Genomic DNA, 18,093 nt, shown 5'->3' on the forward strand with positions numbered 1-18,093 from the left:
GGGGAGTGGGCTGTGGGTGGGACGCTGCTGCTCCAGGCCGCCCTGTCCGCCGCCGGCTGCGGTGACACCCGCCGCGCCGACGAGCTGACCGACCGGGCCGCGGGGATCGCCGCCCAGCTCCGGGGGTACGACGACCCGCACCGGACCAGCTTCGGGCCGATCGCCGTGGACCTGGCGCGGGTGGTGGTGGCGGTCCTGCGGGGTGACGCCGCCGAGGCGGTGCAGCGGCACGTGACGGTGATCCGGCGGGAGGCGTGGCGGCGGCTGCCGGCCGAGTATCGGGGCGCGTACCTGGTGGACGCCGCTCGGGCGTACCTCCAGGTTGGTGACCTGCGCGGCGCCGCACGCGCCCTCGTGGACGCGGACAGCGTTGCGCCGGCGGAGGTCCGGTGCCGGCCTCTGGCGCGTACCGTGATCGCGGAAGTTGCCCGGGGTCACCCGGCGCCGGCCGGCGTGGCGCGACTGGCGACGCTGGTCGGCCTCACCCGCTGACCGGAAATCGTGCCCTCACCTACCGGTAGGGACGTCGGCTCGGTTCCATTTTGACCCCTCGGCCGAGCTGCCAGGAGGCGGTGGGCCACGCCGCGATGAAGCCGGCTGCCAGTCCTATCTGGCCCGAGAACCAGAATGTTGGGTTGTTGGCTCGCATGAGTGGCTCCGGAAAGACGATGTGATGCGCCAGCGTCAGCCAGGCGAACAGCGCGAACTCGAAGGCGGTGATGGTCAGCAGTTCGGCCTTGACGACGGTTGACAGTGCGGGCCAGATCTTCGTGACGCCGCGACCCGTCGCGCCGAAGTATCGGAAGAGAACAGCTATCGCCACCGCCGTCAGATAGTCGCCGGCGTAATCGACCCACAGCGTCTTGTGACCAGGTTCGGATCTGATGACGTACAGGGCGACCTCGGCGACGACGAAGCCGAGAGCGCAATGTGCGCCGCAGCGAGACACGTTGGTGGCGAGAATGCCCCGCCGGGGCCTTCGGAGCGGATCTTCGTGCTGCGGTCGCGAGAATGCCTCGGGCCTACCCCAGTTCCAGTAGAGCAGGACGGCTGCCGGGCCGATGTAGAGGACGGTCACCGGCCAGACGAGTTCCATGATCTTGACCGGCTGGCGGTGCCCGCGAAGATAGGTGTCGGCAACGACAGTCGCAAGGCTGATGAATCCAACCGCGAGCGACGCCCACGAAAGCGCCAGGAGCCAGGTCGGTTGCATTCCTGCCCCTTCCGCACGCTGGGCGCCGATGCGCCTTCCGTAGCCGGACGTGGGGGACCGCTGACCGGTGTGAAACGACCGAGGGCGTGTAGGTGATACTGGCCGACGCGCGAAGCCTCGCGCTGTCGAACGGGCGACATGATTTGAGCCCTGCTCACACTATCGGGGAGAGTCGTGACAAGTAGGTTCACCGAGTTGACCGTTGACTGCCACGATCCGGAGCGGCTCGCTGCCTTCTGGTGCCAGGTCCTGGATTTCCAGGTGATCGACCGGGGTGAGGGCAAGGTCGAAATCGGCTCCTGGGTGCCGACCGTCGAGGATGTGCGGGCCCGCCAGATGCCGCCCACCGTGGTGTTCATCCAGGTGCCCGAGGGCAGGGCCGGGAAGAACCGGCTGCACCTCGACGTCAGCCCGATCGACGGCAGCACCGAGGACGAGGTGACCAGACTGCTCGGCCTCGGCGCCACCAGGACGGATGTCGGCCAGGGCGCGGGCCGGAGCTGGGTGGTCATGGCGGACCCGGAAGGCAACGAGTTCTGCGTCGTGCGCACCCTGGCACCGCAGAACTAGGCCGGCGCGCGGGCCGCGGTCGAGCACGGCGGAAGCGGACAAATAGCATACTTGGGGCATGCGTTCCAAGAGCGACACCCCGCGGCTCGCGCGTGGTCCGGGCCGGCTGGTGGCCTTCAGCGACGCTGTCTTCGCCATCGCGGTGACGCTCCTCGTGCTGGAGATCCAACCGCCGGCAGATTTCGGGCACCTCCTGCGGGGCCTCGGGGCGCTGTGGTCGTCGTACCTGGCGTACGCGCTGAGCTTCCTGCTCATCGGGCAGGTGTGGGTCAATCACCACGTCATGTTCGACCGCGTCCGGCACGTCGACCACCGGGTCTTGTTCTTCAACACGTTGCTCCTGATGGTCATCGCGTTCCTGCCGTTCTCCACGTCGCTCCTCGCCGGCGCGTTGCGCGCGGAGGAGGGCCTACGTACGGCGGTCGTCGTCTACGGCAGCACACTGTGGACGGCGGCCGCCCTGTTCAACGTCACGTGGGCCCATCTCCGCCGCGCCGAACTGCTGGATCCCAGCCTCGGCCCCTTCGCCGCCCGGGCCATCGGCCGCCGATTCGCCCTCGCGCTGCTCTGGATCGGCTCCGGCATCCTCGTCGGCGCGTTCGTGCCGATCGCGGGCGTCGTCATCATCGCCGGCTTCCTGCCCGCCTACTACCTACCCATCCGCGGCGAGTACGGCGAGGACGACAACGGTTGAATGACTGGCCGGCGTCGCGGCCGGGTCGATGGTTTGCCCGCAGATCCCTGGCCCGACCGACGAGGTGAAGCCCGTGAACGCAGTTCGCACGTGGTGCTGCTGGGTCGGGGTGGACGACACGTTTCTGTCCCGCCACCTCGGCCGGGCCTGACCTGACCGGTACCGGCGTCTGGCGCGAGGCCGGGCGCCGGTACCGACAACATCACCAGGGCCGGTCGTGCGGACGAGGGGCCGACCAGGTCGGTCAGGGCATACTCGGTATGCTCTGCGGCCATGCGATCTGGTGACCGCACGGTGGCGCTCGCCTCCCTGCTGGGCGGATTCCTGCTCGGCTTTCTCGACTTCTGCTGGATCAAGTGGCTGCCGTTTCCCCTGGCAGAACTCGGCAACTCCACCGCCACCTGGGCGGTCGCCGCCTTCTTCTTCGGGTACTGGGTGCGGTCCGGGCGGCTGCGCTCCGCACTCGGCGCCGCATTCCTGCTCGTCGTCGCGGTGCCCAGCTACTACCTCGCGGCGGCACTCCTGCAAGGCGACGACCTCGCCGTGCTCTGGGCACCGACGTCGCTGGTCTGGATGTTCTTCGGCGTACTCGCCGGAGTGGTCTTCGGCACCGCCGGCACCTGGGCGCGCGGCGCGGGGTGGCGGCAGATCGTCGGGATGGCGCTGCCCGCCGCCGTGTTCTTCGAGGAAGCGGCCCGGTTCGCCGGCAAGGCGACCGACCCCGACTACCCGTCCGGCGCGTGGTGGAACGTGGCCATCGACCTCGCGCTGGGCCTGCTGATCGTGGCGCTGACCGGCGGGTCGCTTCGTCGGCGGGCGCTCGCCGTCGCGGTGGCCGTGCCGCTGGCCGGCGCGATTCTGGTGAGCTTCGCGGTGGCCGGCGGGACCGTCTCGTCGGCCGGTTGGTAGGGCCCGCCGCACTCCCGCCAGCGGAATCTCGAACGGCGGCTGCCGCACAGGTACCGGAGCGGCCGGACGCGCCTGTCACCCGTAACCCACAGGGCCGCCGTCGGCGGACCAGGTCAGCGTGTGGGTCAGGTCTGCGAACCGCGCTGGTGAGATGTCGCGGACGCCGGTCTTTGCGCTGGCCGCGGCCAAGGCCGCTGCGGGTGGATGTGGTCGTTGGGGATATACCTGTGAGTCATAAATATGACTGTGAGGTATCACGCTCACTTGGGACATGCCCCCCGGATCCGTCTCGCGGCGAGCCCTGGCGCCCAGCACCCCGCCAACGAGCACGCAGCCCTAGGACAATCGCGCCACGTCACCCGTTCCCAGCAGCGGAATATCGAACGACACTGCCGTACTAGGGTCGGTGGAGTGCGGATCCGGATCGAGGGCAGCGACCTGCCGGGGCGGCGGGCCGGTGCGGAAGCCGACGCGCTGCGGCTCGGCAACGTGCACGTCGGGGTCCAGCGCAAGGCCGAGGTGGTTGATCAGGTGCCGGCCGACGCGGCGACGGCGACCTGGTCCTTCGAGGTGTCCAGCCGGGAGATCGACGGGGCGTTGGACGTCGGCGGGCCCTGGGTGCATGGGCGCCCCGGAGCGCGGTTCCTGTATCTGAGCTGGGGCGCGGTGACGGACGACGGCTTCGCGATGTTCCGGCGGGCGAAACTGATGTTCACGGACATCCCGACCGAGCTGCTGCGCGCCGCACACGAGGGCAACGGAACGCTGGTCGGCCGGGTCGGCCTGACCGATGCCACCGGCGGGCCGCTGTGCGCTCGGGTGCGCCCTCCCGCCGTCGCCTGGTCGGTGGAGTGACCACCGGACGGTGACACGGCCTCCGCCGTTGAGCCGGTCACCGGCCGCAGGCCCGGCACGCGTCGCGGGTGCGCAGGTGGTAGTCGCTGGACGCCGCGATCAGCCCGAGCCCCAGGACGCAGTACGCCGACATCGCCACCCAGAGGAACGCGTCGGAGAACTCGCTGACCGATCCCGACGACACCTGCACCAACCCCATGCCGAAGTAGGCGACGATGCCCACCCCGAGCCCGAAGCCGGGCACCAGCAACAGCAGCCGAGGGATCGTGCGGCCGGCGAGCAGCGGCACCCACCCCGGCCAGATCTCGCCCCAGCGGTGTACCAGGGCCAGCGGCAACAGGACTCCTGCCAGCACCAGGCCGATCTCCAACCCGATGATGGAGGCGTCCTGCGTGAGACCGTCGAATCCCACCACGGCCTGGGCCGCGAAGCGGGCGACGAGGCCGGCCACCGCGGCGTACGCGGCCCAGCGTGCCCACCGCGCCGGTGCTGAGCGCCGCGAACCCGGTCGGACGGTCCGGCAGCAGTCCGGACAGTCGCCCCGGGTGCGCCGCTGATAGCGGGCGGTGGCCACGCCGAGCAGGGCCGCTCCGGTGACACAACCGAGCCGGCTGGCGAACGCCAGCGGGTCGAAGTACGGGCCGACCGTGAACAGCAGGAAGCCCACCAACTCCGGCAGGAGGATGGCTGCTGCCGCGATCAGTGCCCCGACGACCGTCCAAGCGGCTCCTGCGAGCGCCGGCCGCCACGTGGTCACCCGCTCCAGAGCAACCGCCAGACCACCCGCGGCCACGCATAACGCCACCGACCGCCAGCCCGTGAAACCGAGCAGATCCGTTCCGAACCTGCCGAAATCCGGAGCCTCACCGACGGTCCACGCCAGACGTACGCCCCCGTATGCCACGGCCCAGCCGAGCACCGCGTACGTCAGGCCGTGGCCGCTCCGGCGAGCGATCGATGCCGATGGCGTCATGCACCCGATCCTTCCGACGCCCCGGCCCGGGCGGCCCCCGCCCGCAGGGGAAGTCCGTCCCCCGCGGGAGGGACCTGATCCAGCGGTGGTCGGGACCAGCTACAGGTACGGTCGCGTGATGATTTCGATGGCGTGCCCCGCCGGGTCGAAGAAGTAGAACCCGCGCCCGCCGTGCTCGGTGTTGGTCTCACCCTCCCGCTTCATCTGCGGGTCGGCCCAGTACGTGATGCCACGCTCCTCGATGCGCGCCAGGCACCGTGCGAACAGCTCGTCGTCGACGAGGAACGCGTAGTGCTGCATCTGGATGTCCACCGGCGGTTCGGCGAACTGGAGCAGCACACCGCCGTCGAGCAGGACGTTGACGAACGGCCCCCACGATGGTGCCTCGGGCAGCTCGAACAGCTCCCGGTAGAACGCGGCCGACGCGTTCTTGTCCTTCGTGGCGATGATGGTGTGGTTGAACGTGACTGTCATCCGTACCGTCTTCCCGGTCGATCCGAAGACCCGGCCGGAAGCCCGCGGCGTCCATCAACCGCACCGAAGAACAAAGCCCCGAGGGCGCCGACGCCCCGGACTCCGCGCGAGACACACGTACGTCGTGTTGATCTCGGCGTGGCGGCTGACGTAGCCACAACCTCCGGGGGGTAGGCCCATCTGGGGCGCGACCGAACGGTAACACGGCGGCCGCGAAGGCCGACGCCGCGTCCCTGCCACGCTGGTCGGCGTCGGCCGTTGCGGCGTACCGGTCACTCGAAGAACCTGATGCTGAACCCGGTGTCCGTCGTCGGGCCGGGCACGTTGGCGCGGCGGTAGGTGGTGTTGCCCCACCAGCAGAAGGTGCCGGTGTACCAGTAGCGGTTGGCCCAGCTGTACGGGGTGCCCTTGGGCACGGCGTGGAACATCAGGGGGAACCTCGGCCCGGCCGGCGGGCTCGTGGCGATGTCGCCGTTGAGCAGCACGAAGGTGTGGTGGCCGGGGCCGTCGACGTGCAGGGTGGGGTCCCAGCCGGCCATCATGGTGGCCCGGTTCGAGCCGAACAGGCAGCCGTTCGACTTGTACCAGTCCCACACGTACGTCGGGTCGCCGCCGGCGCGCAGTCGCAGGTCGGCGAGGCAGTACTGGTTGCTCCAGCTGCCGTTGGCGGAGTAGACGATGTGGAGCTGCCCGTTGGGGTCCCTGATCGCCTCCGGTGCCTCGTTGATGTACGGGTTGCCGACGACACGTTCCCAGCTCTCCCGCGGCTGGGAGATGATGAACCGGTTGCCGGTCGGGGTGAGCGGATCGCTCATCCGGCTGAGGTAGATGTTCTGTTCGACGTTGGTGTCGCCGGCCCAGCCGGACCAGACGAACCACCGCTGGCCGTTGAAGGTGAACAGGGTGCCGTCGATGGCCCACTTGCCGCCGGGCAGCGCAAGCTGCCGCTCGGTCGTGTAGCCGCTGGCCGGCGACGCCGAGCTGATCGCGTACATGCGGTGGGCGGGGCCGCGCCCGGCCGAGAAGTAGATGTAGTAGCGGCCGCCGTCGGTGACGATCTCCGGAGCCCAGACCTCGCCCAGGTTGCGGGTGTCCGACCACACCTGTCGTGCCGGTGCGGCGGCCAGCGCGTCGGTCGACGCCGCCTGGCGGACGGCGATGCCGCCGTTGAGCGACTGGACGGAGATGTAGGTGCCGCCGACGCGGATCACGCTCGGGTCGGCGGCCCGCAGGCTGGTCTGCCCGGCCGCCGCCGGCACGGCGCCGGCGGTGGACAACCCGACGGCGAGCACGACGGCCAGTACGGCGGGAAGGATGCGAACGTTCACGGTGGTGTGCTCCCTGCGCTCGGTGGGGCGGGGCGGGGTGGCCGTCTGAGCGGCTCAGGCGGCCACCCCGGTGGTGCTCAGGACCCGTACACCTCCACTTCGTAGAGGCGGGCGGCCTGGTCGGTGGTCTGGGTGGGGGTGAGCACGTTCAGCCGCACGTACCGGCCACTGGCCGAGACCGGATGCTCGCTGGCGTCGGCCGTGTTGCCCCGGACCGGCGCCACGGTCGTCCAGACGGTGCCGTCGGTGGACACCTGGAGGTCGAAGTCCCGGGTGTTCCAGGCCGGGTTCTCGCCGCCCGCCCCGGCGTGCAGGACACGGATGCTGGTGATCGAGCGGGTGGCGCCGAGGTCGATCCGCAGGAACTTGCTGGCGCCGGTCGAGCACCACTTGTCGGTGTTGCCGCCCGAGGCGCTGCCGTTGACGGCCTTCTCCGGCCCCTCGGTGCTCGCGCACTGGGAGTCGGCGACGGCCGGCCGGTTCAGCGCGAGGTTGGTCGCCGCCGCGCCGCCGTACACCTCGAACTCGTTGATTCTGGCCGCGTTGTTGCCGTTGTTGGTGGGGGTGGTGATCGCGAGCCGGACGTGGCGGGCGGTGACCGCCCCGATCGGGTGGTAGGTGCGGCTGGACCGGTTGCCGGTCACCGTCGCGCGGGTCGTCCAGGTGGCGCCGTCGGTGCTGGTCTGGATGGTGAAGTCGGCGGTGTTCCAGCCGGTGGTCTCACCGCCGAGTCCGACGTGCTTGACGACGAACGAGCGCACCGTCTGGTTGGCACCCAGGTCTACCTGGAGGGTCTTCGTTCCGGCAGCCAGCGAACACCACTTGCTGGCGCTGCCGAGCCTGCCGTCGAACGCCTTGTCGGGGCCCTCGGTGCTGTTGCAGGCGGCTGAGCCGGTGGCGGGCTTGCCGGCGGCGAGGTTCGTGCCCAGCTCCGGGGCCGCCGGCGGTGGGGTGAACCCGTCGTTGAACGACGGCGGGACGTTGGCCGGGTTGGTGCCCCAGGCCGACGGCGCGCCGCCCATCGCGTACGACAGGGTGCCGCCGGCGGCGATGTCGGCGTACCGCAGCCAGGGCCGCTGCGTCGACGTGCCGTTCACCGACAGGCCCTGGACGTACTGGTTGCCCTGCCCGGCGGCGGGAGCGGTGATCTGCAGGTCGCCGGTGGGCCGGTCGACCAGCATCGAGGGAAAGAGCGGGCCGTGCAGCGCGAGGGTGTCCGCACCCGGCGTCGGCGGGTACATGCCGAGCGCCGACCAGACGAACCACGCCGACGTGGCGCCGAGGTCGTCGTTGCCGGGCAGGCCGCCGGGGCCGGTGGTGAACGACTCGTTCATGATCCGGCGTACGGCGGCGCTCGTGCCGGCCGGCGCCGCCGCGAAGTGGTACGCCCACGGCACGCCGTGCTCCGGCTCGTTGCCGATGTAGAAGTACGGCTGTGACTGCCCGCCGTTGGTCTGGGTGAAGTGGTGGTCCAGCCGCTGGATCGCGGTCTGCCGCCCGCCCATCAGGTTGATCAGGCCGGCGAAGTTGTACGGGACCATCCACGTGTACTGCGAGGCGTTGCCCTCGACGAAGTTCGACTGGCTCGCCGGGTCGAGCGGCCAGGGCCAGGTGCCGTCGGCGTTGCGCGGGTGCACGTAGCCGGACTCGGTGTTGAAGGTGTTGCGCCACCACTGGGCGCGCGCCATGTGCGTGTTGTACGTGGCGGTGTCGCCCAGCGCGCGGGCGAACTGGGCGACCGCGAAGTCGCTCGCCGAGTACTCCAACGAGTCCGACGGGTCACCGTCGATGTACTGGCGCTGCACGTAGCCGCTCTGCCGGCCCCGGATCGGGCTACCCTGGGTGGTGCCGCCTGCCGAGCTCTTCTTCATCAGCGCCAGGGCCGCGGCGGTGTCGAAGTCACGGACGCCGAACTGGTAGAGGCTGTCCACGATGATCGGCCCGGGGTCGCCGGTCATCACGAACGCCTCGTTGTGGTTGTGCGACCACTTCGGCAGCAGGCCGCCCTGCTGGCCGTCGAGCACCATCGACTTGGCGATGTCGGCGGCCTCCTGCGGCGCGAGGTAGGCGATCAGCGACGCCCACGAGCGGTAGATGTCCCACCCGGAGTAGTTCTGGTACACGGGGTGGCTCGCGGTGTGGATGGCGTTGTCGAACCCGCGGTACTGCCCGTTGACGTCGGTGGAGATGTTGGGATTGATGAAGACCCGGTACAACGCGGTGTAGAACTTCTGGAGGTCGGCGGCCGTGCCTCCGGTTGCCTGGATCCGGTTCAGCACGGCGTTCCACTGCGCGTCGGCGTTGGCGCGCACGGTGTCGAAGGCGAAGCCGGACTGCTCGGCGGCCAGGTTGGCGGCGGCGCCCGCCTGGCTGACGAAGGAGATGCCGACCTTGGCCTGCACGACGGCGTTGCTGGACGTGTCGAAGGTGAGGTAGCCGCCCGAGTTGGTGCCGCTGACGCTGGTGCCGCCGGCGGTGACGGTGCCACCGAGCCAGGTGCCGGTGCCGCTCGGCGCGCGGTCGAACTCCATCCGGTAGAAGATCTGGTACGTCTTCGAGCTGCCGCAGAAGCCACCACCGGTGACGCTGCCGGTCACGGTCGAGCCGTTGATCGCGAGCGAGCCGGCCCGGCTGCCGGTGGCGCTGCGACTGGGGTTGATCAGCACGCGGGCGCTGGTGGTGGCCGGGTACGTCAGTCGCAGCGCCGCCGTGCGGGTGGTGGCCGAGGCCTCGACCCTCGTGTTGCCGTAGTTGCTGAGCACCGCCTGGTAGAAGCCGGGCCGGGCCTGTTCCTGGCTCTTGTTCTGGGTGGCGCGGTACGACGTCCAGGCGGTGCCCGGCGAGGAGCCGAGGGCGCCGGTGATCGGCAGGATGCCGAGATCCTCGTTGTTGGCGCAGCCCGCCCCGTTGAAGTGGGTGAGGCTGAACTCCTCGATCTGGGTGTCACTGAACCGGTACCCCGACGGTGAGGCGGTCGGGGTGTCCGGACTGAGCTGCACCATTCCGAACGGCTGGATTGGGCCGGGAACGGTGCTGCCGCCGGCGCCTCCGCCGACCGGGTTCGGCGCGTTGCTGTCGTCGGTGCCGATGAACGGGTTGACGTACGAGGTGAGGTTGAGCGGGGCCGCGGCGGCGGGCGCGGTGACGGCGACGAGGACGGACGTGCCGGTGATGGCAGTCGCCAGCAGGCTGAGCAGACGGGACGGGCCTGATCGGGGCATGAGGCGGACCCTCCTTCGAGGTGGCGACACCCGGATGACATCGTTGTCATAGATGAGCGTCGAACTCCTGTGTAGGCCCCCGATGAGGAGACTGTCAATGGCCCGGACGTGTGACGGTGCGACCGCCACACGTCCGGTCCCGCTCAGGGTGCGAGCGTGAAACGCGTCCAGCTGGTCGCGTCCGTGGTGAGCAGGAAATGGTCCGGCTCACCCGTCGACCCGTCGTCCGGGCCGAAGAGCCAGGCGTACCCGGGGGCGACGCTGATTGATCCGACGGCCGTCCCGTACTCCCGGGCGACTGTGAAGTGCCGCCCGTCGTCCCTGCTGACCAGCAGCGTCGCGCGGCCTTCGGCCCCGGTGCCACCGCTCGGCGTGATCGCCAGCAGGGACCCGTCGGACCCGACCGTGAGGTCCCAGTGCGTCCGGACCGGCAGGTCCGCGCCGGTGTCGGTCCAGGTCTTCCCACCGTCCGCCGTTCTGAGCAGCCGCGTCCCGCCACCCGCCCTCTGGGTCAGCAGGTAACCTTCCCGGTCGTCGACCCCCACGATCGCCATCACGTAGCCGTCCTCACCCACCTCCCAGGTGGTCCAGGTCGCGCCCCGGTCGGAGCTACGGGCGACGGTCGCTCCGGAGGGGCTCGGCGTCTGGTACGCCGCCCAGATCGTGCCGTCGGGGCTGGGGTAGAGGTTAGCGAGCGGACGCCACGACGGCGCCTTGCCGCTCAACCGGTACACGGTCCCGGTCGACGGATCCACCGCCAGCGCCTCCTGTAGCGCTCCACAGCCGAACCCGCAAAAGACCGGCCGGGCCGTCGCCGGGAACGTGGGAACGGCAACGATCGCCTCGTTCGCTTCCCGCCAGGTTCGGCCGTAGTCCGTGGAGAGGCGGGAGTATCCCCTGTCACTGACCAGGTAGGACCGGTCGCTGAGCACGGAAAACTCGAGATCGCCCGCCGTCGGCGTGGGATTGGCCGCGCATCTGGCGCCCTCGAACCGGGCCGCGTCCCAGTCCGACCAGCTCCGGCCCCGGTCGTCGGTGACCACGAACCGCAGGATGCAGTCGTTCTGCCGCACGTCCACACCGGAGTCGGGACCGGTCAGTGTGAAGTCGCTCAACTGGTTGGGGCGGGGCGACGGTTCCGCCGGCCGCGCCGGCGTGGCCCGGTCCGGCCTCGCCACGAGCGGCACGACGCTCACGCCGGCCAGCGCGAGCAGGGCGGTCGCCACCACCGCCACCGACCGCTGCCTGCGGAAGCGGGCCGTGGAGCGCAACTCGTCCAGGGGCGGCTGCCGGACGGCCTCGGCGATCGTCTCCACGTCGAACCCGGAGAACTCACGAGCGAGCATCGATCCTCCCGGTTTCCGTGGTGTCGGTGGCGTCGGAGTCGGTGAGCAGCGCCGCCAGGGCGGTCCGCCCCCTGGAGAGCCGGGACTTCACCGTCCCGGCCGAGACGCCCAACGTGGCGGCGACCTCGTCCACCGGCAGGTCGACGAGGTAGTGCAGGGCCAGGGCCTGCCGCTGCCCCTCGGGCAGCCCGCGCAACGCGGCGAGCAGGGCCAGGTGCTCCGGCGAGTGGTCGGCGACGGCCGGCGGCGGGCCGATCCGACGCAACAGCCCATCGAGTACGCGCCGACGCCGAAACCGGCTGCGGGCCACGTTCACCGCGACCCGGCGCAGCCACGCCTCCGGGTTCTCCAGCTCGGCGAAGCGCCGGGGCGCGGTCAGCGCCTTGGTGAACGCCTCCTGGACCGCCTCCTGTGCCTCGTTCAGGTCGCCCGTCACCGCGTACAGCTGGACCACCAGGCGCCGGAAAGAGCCGGCGTAGAGCTCGGAGATCAGTTCACCGTCGGACACTGCCACCCCCCTTCTTCCACCAGTCCCACCAACGGGCGGGGGAGAAGGTTCCGGTGGCCGGTCAGAATATGTCGAGCGTGATGTGCGGGGACAGCGCGCGGAGGAAGTCGGGCGCGTCGAAGATCGCGCCGGCGGAGGCGACGCCGCTCGTCCTCGTCCGGCCGCCGAGAATGCGATGGACCGCTTCGACGGCGAGGGGTGCGCTGATGGCATAGATGTCCTGGCCGCTGGCGACGACGCGTCGCCGCGTGTCGCCGGATCGCACGACGACGTCGACGATGAACGTCTGCGCGGATCGGCCGAGCTCGTCGACCGCCGTCGGAGCGGGTGTGCCCGGAGCGGCCAGGTCCCGGGCCGCGTCGGTGGTCATGTACGTGCGTACCTCGGGAATGGACAGATGACTGGGAACGGTGACGACGTCGGCCATCGTGAACTCCCCGAGGACGGGCCGGCGGCCCAGCGGAGCGGGGAAGTCCCATTCCAGCCTCGGCAGGTCACTCGCGTCGACGTAGTCCAGCCGGCCACCGGTGTAGCGGACACGCCGACCGTCGCGCCGCTCCCGGGAGACGGCGCCGGCGGCAAGCGTCCCGGCCGTGGGGTGCCAGCTGCTCAGTCCGTACGCGACGTGCGCCTCGTCGGCCGCCGTCCAGTTCCCCATCGCCGTCGTCACCAGCAGATCGCCGAGTCCGCCGAAGAAGGCCATCGCCGGAACCACCGCGACGCCGGCAGCCCGCGCGCGGTCGGTGAAGTGCGTGAACGTGTCGACGTTGGCCTCGATCTCGGCGGCCACGTCGACGTACGGGATCCCGGCGCGTAGTGCGGCCTCGATCACGGGGGCCGCGGTCGAGGCGAACGGGCCGGCGCAGTTGACGACCGCGGCCGCGCCCTTCAACGCCCGGTCGAGCGAGGCCGGATCGTCGACCGAAGCCACCCGGTGGTCGAGCCCCGAGGCCGCCAACGCCCGGAGCCTGTCCTCGTCGCGACCGACAAGAAGTGGGACGAACCCGCGATCGCGCAACTCCGTCACCACGAACCGCCCGGTGTGCCCGTACGCACCGAAGACCGCAACGTTCCGACTCATTTGACGTTCCCCTCGAAGATCGACTGAGAAGAGCCTCCCGCAGCGGTGAGCCTCGGACCAGTGTCGGGAACGCCATGCCCCGTACACTTTCGGACATGGCCACTGTCGCGATCGCCGCCACCGACGGAATGCTGCACTTCGAGCTCGCCATGGCCTGCGAGGTCTTCGTCCGTGATCCCTCCGGCCAGGCGGACCCGTGGTACGACGTGGCAGTCTGCGGCCCGGGCCCGGTCCGGATCGGCAGGTTCCGGATGGAGCCGGACGGCGGCTTGGACCGGCTCGCCCGGGCCGACACGGTGATCATCCCGGCCGTGGAGGACATCGACGCGGACGTGCCACCCGAGCTGCTAGACGCCGTCCGCGCGGCCTCCGAGGCGGGCGCTCGGATGGTCTCGCTGTGCACCGGTGCGTTCGTGCTGGCCGCCGCCGGGGTGCTCGACGGGCTGCGCGCGACCACGCACTGGGCCCACACCGAGGCGCTGGCAGCCCGCTATCCCCGGGTGCAGGTCGACCCGGACGTGCTCTACGTCGACAACGGCACCGTGCTCGCCTCCGCCGGCAAAGCCGCCGCGATCGACCTGTGCCTGCACCTGATTCGCCGCGACCACGGCTCGACGGTCGCCAACGCCGTCGCACGCCGCCTGGTCGTGCCGCCGCATCGCGCCGGCGGGCAGGCCCAGTACGTCACCACCCCGGTGCCCGCCCGCGACGACCATCCGCTCGCCAACCTGTTCCCCTGGGCGCTGGAACGGCTGAACCGACCGTTGACCGTCGAGGACCTGGCCCGCAAGGCGAACATGAGTTCGCGCAACCTGGCCCGCCACTTCAGGTCGGCGACCGGCACCACCCCGCTGCACTGGTTGTCGACGCAGCGGATCCGCCGGGCGCAGGAGCTGCTGGAGAACACCGACGACAGCATCGATGCCATCGCCGAGGCGGCCGGCATGGGAACCGCGGCGACGTTGCGCCGACACTTCCACCGCACCGTCGGAGTGCCTCCGGACACCTACCGCCGCACCTTCCGCAGCGCCGCATCCTCGACCGGCTGATCCGCATGGTTCGCGGCGAGATGTGCGGTCCTTGCCGCCCGACGGCCGGGTGTCCGGGTCGACGGGTGAGCCCGTTTGCGGTCAGGGAGCCTGGGAACTCGCCCCGTTCGTCCGCCGGCAGGCCTGACGGCCGGCCGAGAAGACGGAAGGAGCGGGTCATGGAGTACGAGCAGATGATCGCCACGGTACGGAAGCGCGCGGACCTCGGCGAGAACGAGGCCGTGCGGTCCATCCAGGCCGTCCTGTCGGTGCTCGGCGAACGACTCGCCGGACAGGAGGCCGACCACCTCGCGGCACAGCTACCGGAGGGGTTGGACGCGTCGGTCACCCGTAACCCGCAGGGCCGTCGGTGGGACGTCGGCGAGTTCCTGAAGCACGTCGGTGACCGGGAGCAGGTCGCGAACGCGGACCAGGTACGTCAACACGCCCAGGCGGTGTTGCGTACGGTGGCCGAGGCGCTCGACGACGACCAGCGTCACGACCTGCTCGCGCAGCTTCCCGGCGGCATCACCGATCTCTTCGGAGTTCCCACTCCGCGCGGCTGAGCATCCCGCAAAGCCGCGCCCGCAGGCCGCGCAGGTCAGGTCTTGCGGACCGCGCTGGTGAAGCCCGCGATGAAGAGGGTGGCGAAGCTCCAGGCGAGCAGTTGCAGGATCCAGCCGGCGATGGTGAGGATCTGACCGGCAGCGGCGTCGGTGGGTTGACAGCGGTCGCGGGCGCCGGTCCTGAGCAGTGGGGTGCCGAGGTCGAGGCCGACACCGATCTGGTCGATGGTCGTGCAGGCGGCGGCAGCGCTGGTCACCGGCTTCTGCGCGAGGCCGCCGTGGTGGCCGCCGATGACGCTGAGTGTGACGGCGAGCGCCAGTGCGGCGAGGAGCATGAGCAGGGCACGCCAGGGCTGGTAGCCGTAGCCGAGGGTGATGCCGATGAGACGACCCCACGCTCGTTCGGCGACGGTCAGCCCGGCGCGCTGGATCTGGTCGCGGCGTTGGGCGATGAGGACGGTGCGGGCGTCGCGGTCGTGGCCCACGGCCCGGTAGGCGGCGGCAAGGTGCTGGTAGGGCTGGGCGCTGTAACGGGGCGTGTGCTCGCGCAGCAGGGTCAACCAGCCCGGCAGTGACGCGGGGCGCGGCAGGCCGCTGTAGGTGAGCCCGTCCAGTTCGATCAGCGGCCCCGGACCGCGCGCCGTGCGCGTCATCCGATCGGCGTCGAAGCGGAGACCGCCGGCGATCCTCGCTCCGGCCAGCGCCAGCACCGCCACCTCGTCACCACCACTGGTGGCGTCGAATCCATCATCCAGGAGCACGTCCTGATCGACCCGAGCGCTGCTGAGGTCGAGGGCGGGGCCGATCGTGTTCTCCAGTCGCGCGCCGCCGCAGGCCAGGATTCCGCCGATGTGTGCGCCGGCCAGGCCGATGGTGCCCCACTCGCTGGTGCTGGTGGCGGTGAAACCGTCGTCCAGGGCCACGTCCCGGTCGACCGTGAGGACGTCGCCGTCGAAGACCGGTCCGGCGGTGTTCGTCAGCCGCGCACCGCCGGCGCTCAACGAGCCGATGTGGGCGCCGAGCAGCCGGACGGTGCCCTGCTCGCTGGCGCTGCTGGCGGTGAAGCCGTTCGACAGCAGCACGTCCTGGTCGACCCGGAGGTTGTCGGCGTTGAGCGCCGGTCCGGCGGTGTTCTCCAGCCGTGCCCCACGGCAGTTGAGCTGCCCGCCGATGCGGGCGCCGAGCAGCCGGACGGTGCCGCGTGCGCTGGGACTGCTGGCGGCGAACCCGTCATTGAGGAACACGCTCTGGTCGGCCCGGAGGCCGTCGGCGTCCAGGGCGGGGCCCGAGCTGTTGTCCAACCGCGCTCCGCGGCAGTCCAACGTGCCGACGCGTGCGGCGGCGAGCCGAACGGTGCCGGCGGCGGCATCAGCGGTGGCCGTGCTCCCGTCGAGTGCGAGCACCCACGTGGTGCAGCGGGTGGCGTCGAGCGCCGCGTCCGCGGAACCGGGCGCCTGCTCGATGCGGCACCCGGTCAGGGCCACCGCTGCCAGCCGGGCGTTGCGAAGGTTCACGCCGCTGGGCAGGAGGCAGTCGCGCAGCTCCAGCGCCAGCTCACTGGCGATGTTCTCCAGATCGACCTGGCCGGCGATCCGTGCTCCGCGCAGCCGCAGGCCGTGCGGGTCGGGCTCGTCGACCAGCCGGCCGCGGACCAGGTCACGGATGACCGAAGCGGAGATCGTCCGGTCGTCGCCCCAGGACCGCATCGCCGCAACACCGACCGGCCCGTCACCGGCCAGATCCAGCACCTCGCCGCGGGCGACGGACTCGATCAGTCGCTGCTCCACCGGACTGTGCGTCGCGCCGTTCGAATCCCGCACCCGCTGCGCGCCCACTGACGTCATGGCACCCATCATCAACGACAGGTACGCGAGCGGCCCGCGCCACGACGCGGCTCGGACGGAAGACGGCCGTGCCGCGCCCCATCACACGTCCGCGAGATCGGCCAGGTCGACGACCGGGCTGTTGCCCCGGCGGTCGCCGCGGGCGGGCGTACTCGTAGGGGACATGACTGTGAGTCATAAATATGACTCTGAGGTATCACGCTCACCGGGGACATCGCCCCCGGACCCGCACACCGGCGAGCCCCGCACGACGGCTCGGACCAGCCGGCGCTGCGCCGGCTACCGGGGACGGACTCCCGGCTCCACCGTCAGCGTCCCCGCCACGGCGTCGATCGTGGCCCGCGACCCGAGCGGAACGGTGAGCTGCCCGTTGCCGTGGCCCAGCCGGAGCCCGCCGAGGACCGGTACGCCCAGGTCGTAGAGGCGGTCCTTCAGGACCGCCGCCGCGTCCCATTCGGTCGGACCGCCGACGCTGTTGGTGATCTGCCCGATGACCACCCCGGCGACCCGGGACAGCACACCCACCCGGCGCAACTCGGTCAGCATCCGGTCGATGCTGTACGGCGCCTCGTCCACGTCCTCGAAGAACAGGATGGCGTTGTCGAACTTCGGGGCGTCCGCGGCGCCCAGCGACGTGGAGATCAGCGTGAGGCAACCGCCGAGCAGGGGGCCCGTCGCCCGGCCCGGCACCAGCACGGGCGCCGCCGTCTCGGCAGGGTCCCGGGCGATGGTGACGGGTGCGGTCGTCATCACCGCTCGGCGAAGCGACTCGGCCGACTCCGGGCCGGTGCGGCTGTCGCTCCAGTTGACCATCGGGCCGTAGAAGGTGACCAGCCCGGCCTCGCGCCAGAGCCGGCCGTGGATGCTGGTGATGTCACTGAACCCGACGACCACCCTGGGGTCGCGACGGAGCCCGGCCACACTGATCCGATCGACGATCCGTTGGGTGCCGTAGCCGCCACGGGCGGCGAAGACACCACGGACCCCGGGGTCGTTGAGCGCGGCGTCCAGGTCGGCCAGCCGCTGCGCGTCCGTGCCGGCCAGATAGCCGTACCTGGCGAAGACGTGCGTGCCCAGCTCGACCTCCAGGCCCCAGCTCCGCAGGATCTCCACACCGCGGGCCATGTTGTCCGGGTTGGGAGTGCCGCCGGGCGACACGACCCGGACCCGGTCACCGGGGACCAGCACCGGCGCGCGCAACGCGCGCTTTGGACCGCCGGGTGCGGCAGACGCCGCCTCGGCCGTGCCGGCCAGCACCGCGGCGCCGGCGGCGCCGACCCCGACACCCAGCGCCTGCCTTCGGGACAGGGCGAGGGCCCCGGACGTGGAGGTGCGGTCTGTTCCGGAAGCACTCACAGGCGGTCCCCTCATCGACATCGATGTCCGCGCCGCACCAGCCTACGACACGCGTCGATGGCCGTGGGGGTCCAAAAAGGGACGTGTGATGCAGCGCCGGCGGCCTCGCCACCCGTAACCTGACGTC

Annotated in this window: 16 protein-coding genes and 1 pseudogene; 7 read left to right on the plus strand and 10 right to left on the minus strand. The window is 70.9% G+C overall.

Annotation, left to right across the window (positions count from 1 at the left end; genetic code table 11):
• Window positions 1–492: pseudogene (locus tag EAD98_RS05520) on the plus strand (XRE family transcriptional regulator); the annotation flags it as partial.
• 19 nt (window positions 493–511) lie between these two features.
• Here EAD98_RS05520 and EAD98_RS05525 read toward each other — a convergent pair.
• Window positions 512–1,213, minus strand: a complete 702-nt coding sequence (locus tag EAD98_RS05525; RefSeq protein WP_121652991.1) for a DUF4396 domain-containing protein — start codon at window positions 1,211–1,213, stop codon at window positions 512–514.
• Between the two features lie 174 nt (window positions 1,214–1,387).
• Here EAD98_RS05525 and EAD98_RS05530 point away from each other — a divergent pair, with 174 nt between their 5' ends.
• The 4 genes from EAD98_RS05530 (at window position 1,388) to EAD98_RS05545 (ending at window position 4,241) form a co-directional block, all read left to right on the plus strand.
• Window positions 1,388–1,783: a VOC family protein gene (locus EAD98_RS05530; RefSeq protein ID WP_121652992.1), complete on the plus strand. Its 396-nt coding sequence runs from the start codon at window positions 1,388–1,390 to the stop codon at window positions 1,781–1,783.
• A gap of 58 nt (window positions 1,784–1,841) precedes the next feature.
• The gene (locus tag EAD98_RS05535) at window positions 1,842–2,477 is read left to right on the plus strand and encodes a TMEM175 family protein (protein ID WP_199723298.1); all 636 of its coding nucleotides are present in this window, start codon (window positions 1,842–1,844) and stop codon (window positions 2,475–2,477) included.
• Between the two features lie 273 nt (window positions 2,478–2,750).
• Window positions 2,751–3,386, plus strand: a complete 636-nt coding sequence (locus EAD98_RS05540) for a DUF6518 family protein (RefSeq protein WP_121652993.1) — start codon at window positions 2,751–2,753, stop codon at window positions 3,384–3,386.
• A gap of 411 nt (window positions 3,387–3,797) precedes the next feature.
• Window positions 3,798–4,241: a DUF5990 family protein gene (locus tag EAD98_RS05545; RefSeq protein ID WP_121652994.1), complete on the plus strand. Its 444-nt coding sequence runs from the start codon at window positions 3,798–3,800 to the stop codon at window positions 4,239–4,241.
• 37 nt (window positions 4,242–4,278) lie between these two features.
• Here EAD98_RS05545 and EAD98_RS05550 read toward each other — a convergent pair whose 3' ends face one another.
• The 7 genes from EAD98_RS05550 to EAD98_RS05580 all read right to left on the minus strand — a co-directional run bounded on the left by EAD98_RS05550 (window position 4,279) and on the right by EAD98_RS05580 (window position 13,172).
• Window positions 4,279–5,214, minus strand: coding sequence for a hypothetical protein (locus EAD98_RS05550; protein ID WP_121652995.1), 936 nt, complete (start codon window positions 5,212–5,214; stop codon window positions 4,279–4,281).
• Between the two features lie 99 nt (window positions 5,215–5,313).
• Complete coding sequence (locus EAD98_RS05555) at window positions 5,314–5,688, minus strand: VOC family protein (RefSeq protein ID WP_121652996.1); 375 nt, start codon at window positions 5,686–5,688, stop codon at window positions 5,314–5,316.
• A gap of 272 nt (window positions 5,689–5,960) precedes the next feature.
• The gene (locus tag EAD98_RS05560; RefSeq protein ID WP_121652997.1) at window positions 5,961–7,016 is read right to left on the minus strand and encodes a glycoside hydrolase family 43 protein; all 1,056 of its coding nucleotides are present in this window, start codon (window positions 7,014–7,016) and stop codon (window positions 5,961–5,963) included.
• Between the two features lie 77 nt (window positions 7,017–7,093).
• Window positions 7,094–10,237, minus strand: a complete 3,144-nt coding sequence (locus EAD98_RS05565; RefSeq protein ID WP_121652998.1) for a GH92 family glycosyl hydrolase — start codon at window positions 10,235–10,237, stop codon at window positions 7,094–7,096.
• Window positions 10,238–10,380: 143 nt separating this feature from the next.
• Entirely contained in the window at window positions 10,381–11,583 is a 1,203-nt protein-coding gene (locus tag EAD98_RS05570; protein WP_121652999.1) for a hypothetical protein, read from the minus strand.
• Entirely contained in the window at window positions 11,570–12,097 is a 528-nt protein-coding gene (locus EAD98_RS05575) for an RNA polymerase sigma factor (RefSeq protein ID WP_233583724.1), read from the minus strand. Before EAD98_RS05575 ends, EAD98_RS05570 begins: the two co-directional genes overlap by 14 nt.
• 55 nt (window positions 12,098–12,152) lie before the next feature.
• Window positions 12,153–13,172, minus strand: coding sequence for a trans-acting enoyl reductase family protein (locus EAD98_RS05580; RefSeq protein WP_121653001.1), 1,020 nt, complete (start codon window positions 13,170–13,172; stop codon window positions 12,153–12,155).
• Window positions 13,173–13,267: 95 nt separating this feature from the next.
• Here EAD98_RS05580 and EAD98_RS05585 point away from each other — a divergent pair, with 95 nt between their 5' ends.
• Together EAD98_RS05585 and EAD98_RS05590 are read left to right on the plus strand one after the other, a co-directional pair.
• Window positions 13,268–14,221, plus strand: a complete 954-nt coding sequence (locus EAD98_RS05585; RefSeq protein ID WP_121653002.1) for a helix-turn-helix domain-containing protein — start codon at window positions 13,268–13,270, stop codon at window positions 14,219–14,221.
• 158 nt (window positions 14,222–14,379) lie between these two features.
• The gene (locus EAD98_RS05590) at window positions 14,380–14,766 is read left to right on the plus strand and encodes a DUF2267 domain-containing protein (protein ID WP_158609771.1); all 387 of its coding nucleotides are present in this window, start codon (window positions 14,380–14,382) and stop codon (window positions 14,764–14,766) included.
• Window positions 14,767–14,801: 35 nt separating this feature from the next.
• On the opposite strand, the gene EAD98_RS05595 is transcribed toward EAD98_RS05590, so the two are convergent.
• Entirely contained in the window at window positions 14,802–16,610 is a 1,809-nt protein-coding gene (locus EAD98_RS05595) for a hypothetical protein (RefSeq protein ID WP_147457338.1), read from the minus strand.
• Window positions 16,611–16,889: 279 nt separating this feature from the next.
• On the minus strand, window positions 16,890–17,810 hold the full coding sequence (locus tag EAD98_RS05600) for an LD-carboxypeptidase (RefSeq protein WP_233583725.1): 921 nt from the start codon (window positions 17,808–17,810) through the stop codon (window positions 16,890–16,892).
• Window positions 17,811–18,093 lie beyond the last annotated feature (283 nt).

The organism is Micromonospora sp. CV4, assembly GCF_003667455.1.
Taxonomy (GTDB): domain Bacteria; phylum Actinomycetota; class Actinomycetes; order Mycobacteriales; family Micromonosporaceae; genus Micromonospora.

What these genes read in the sequence shown, in the direction of transcription:
- EAD98_RS05525 (WP_121652991.1), bottom strand. Translation starts at nt 1,213, where the DNA reads ATGCAACCGACCTGGCTCCTGGCGCTTTCGTGGGCGTCGCTCGCGGTT.
- EAD98_RS05535 (WP_199723298.1), top strand. Translation starts at nt 1,842, where the DNA reads ATGCGTTCCAAGAGCGACACCCCGCGGCTCGCGCGTGGTCCGGGCCGG.
- EAD98_RS05540 (WP_121652993.1), top strand. Translation starts at nt 2,751, where the DNA reads ATGCGATCTGGTGACCGCACGGTGGCGCTCGCCTCCCTGCTGGGCGGA.
- EAD98_RS05550 (WP_121652995.1), bottom strand. Translation starts at nt 5,214, where the DNA reads ATGACGCCATCGGCATCGATCGCTCGCCGGAGCGGCCACGGCCTGACG.
- EAD98_RS05555 (WP_121652996.1), bottom strand. Translation starts at nt 5,688, where the DNA reads ATGACAGTCACGTTCAACCACACCATCATCGCCACGAAGGACAAGAAC.
- EAD98_RS05565 (WP_121652998.1), bottom strand. Translation starts at nt 10,237, where the DNA reads ATGCCCCGATCAGGCCCGTCCCGTCTGCTCAGCCTGCTGGCGACTGCC.
- EAD98_RS05570 (WP_121652999.1), bottom strand. Translation starts at nt 11,583, where the DNA reads ATGCTCGCTCGTGAGTTCTCCGGGTTCGACGTGGAGACGATCGCCGAG.
- EAD98_RS05580 (WP_121653001.1), bottom strand. Translation starts at nt 13,172, where the DNA reads ATGAGTCGGAACGTTGCGGTCTTCGGTGCGTACGGGCACACCGGGCGG.
- EAD98_RS05585 (WP_121653002.1), top strand. Translation starts at nt 13,268, where the DNA reads ATGGCCACTGTCGCGATCGCCGCCACCGACGGAATGCTGCACTTCGAG.
- EAD98_RS05590 (WP_158609771.1), top strand. Translation starts at nt 14,380, where the DNA reads ATGGAGTACGAGCAGATGATCGCCACGGTACGGAAGCGCGCGGACCTC.
- EAD98_RS05595 (WP_147457338.1), bottom strand. Translation starts at nt 16,610, where the DNA reads ATGACGTCAGTGGGCGCGCAGCGGGTGCGGGATTCGAACGGCGCGACG.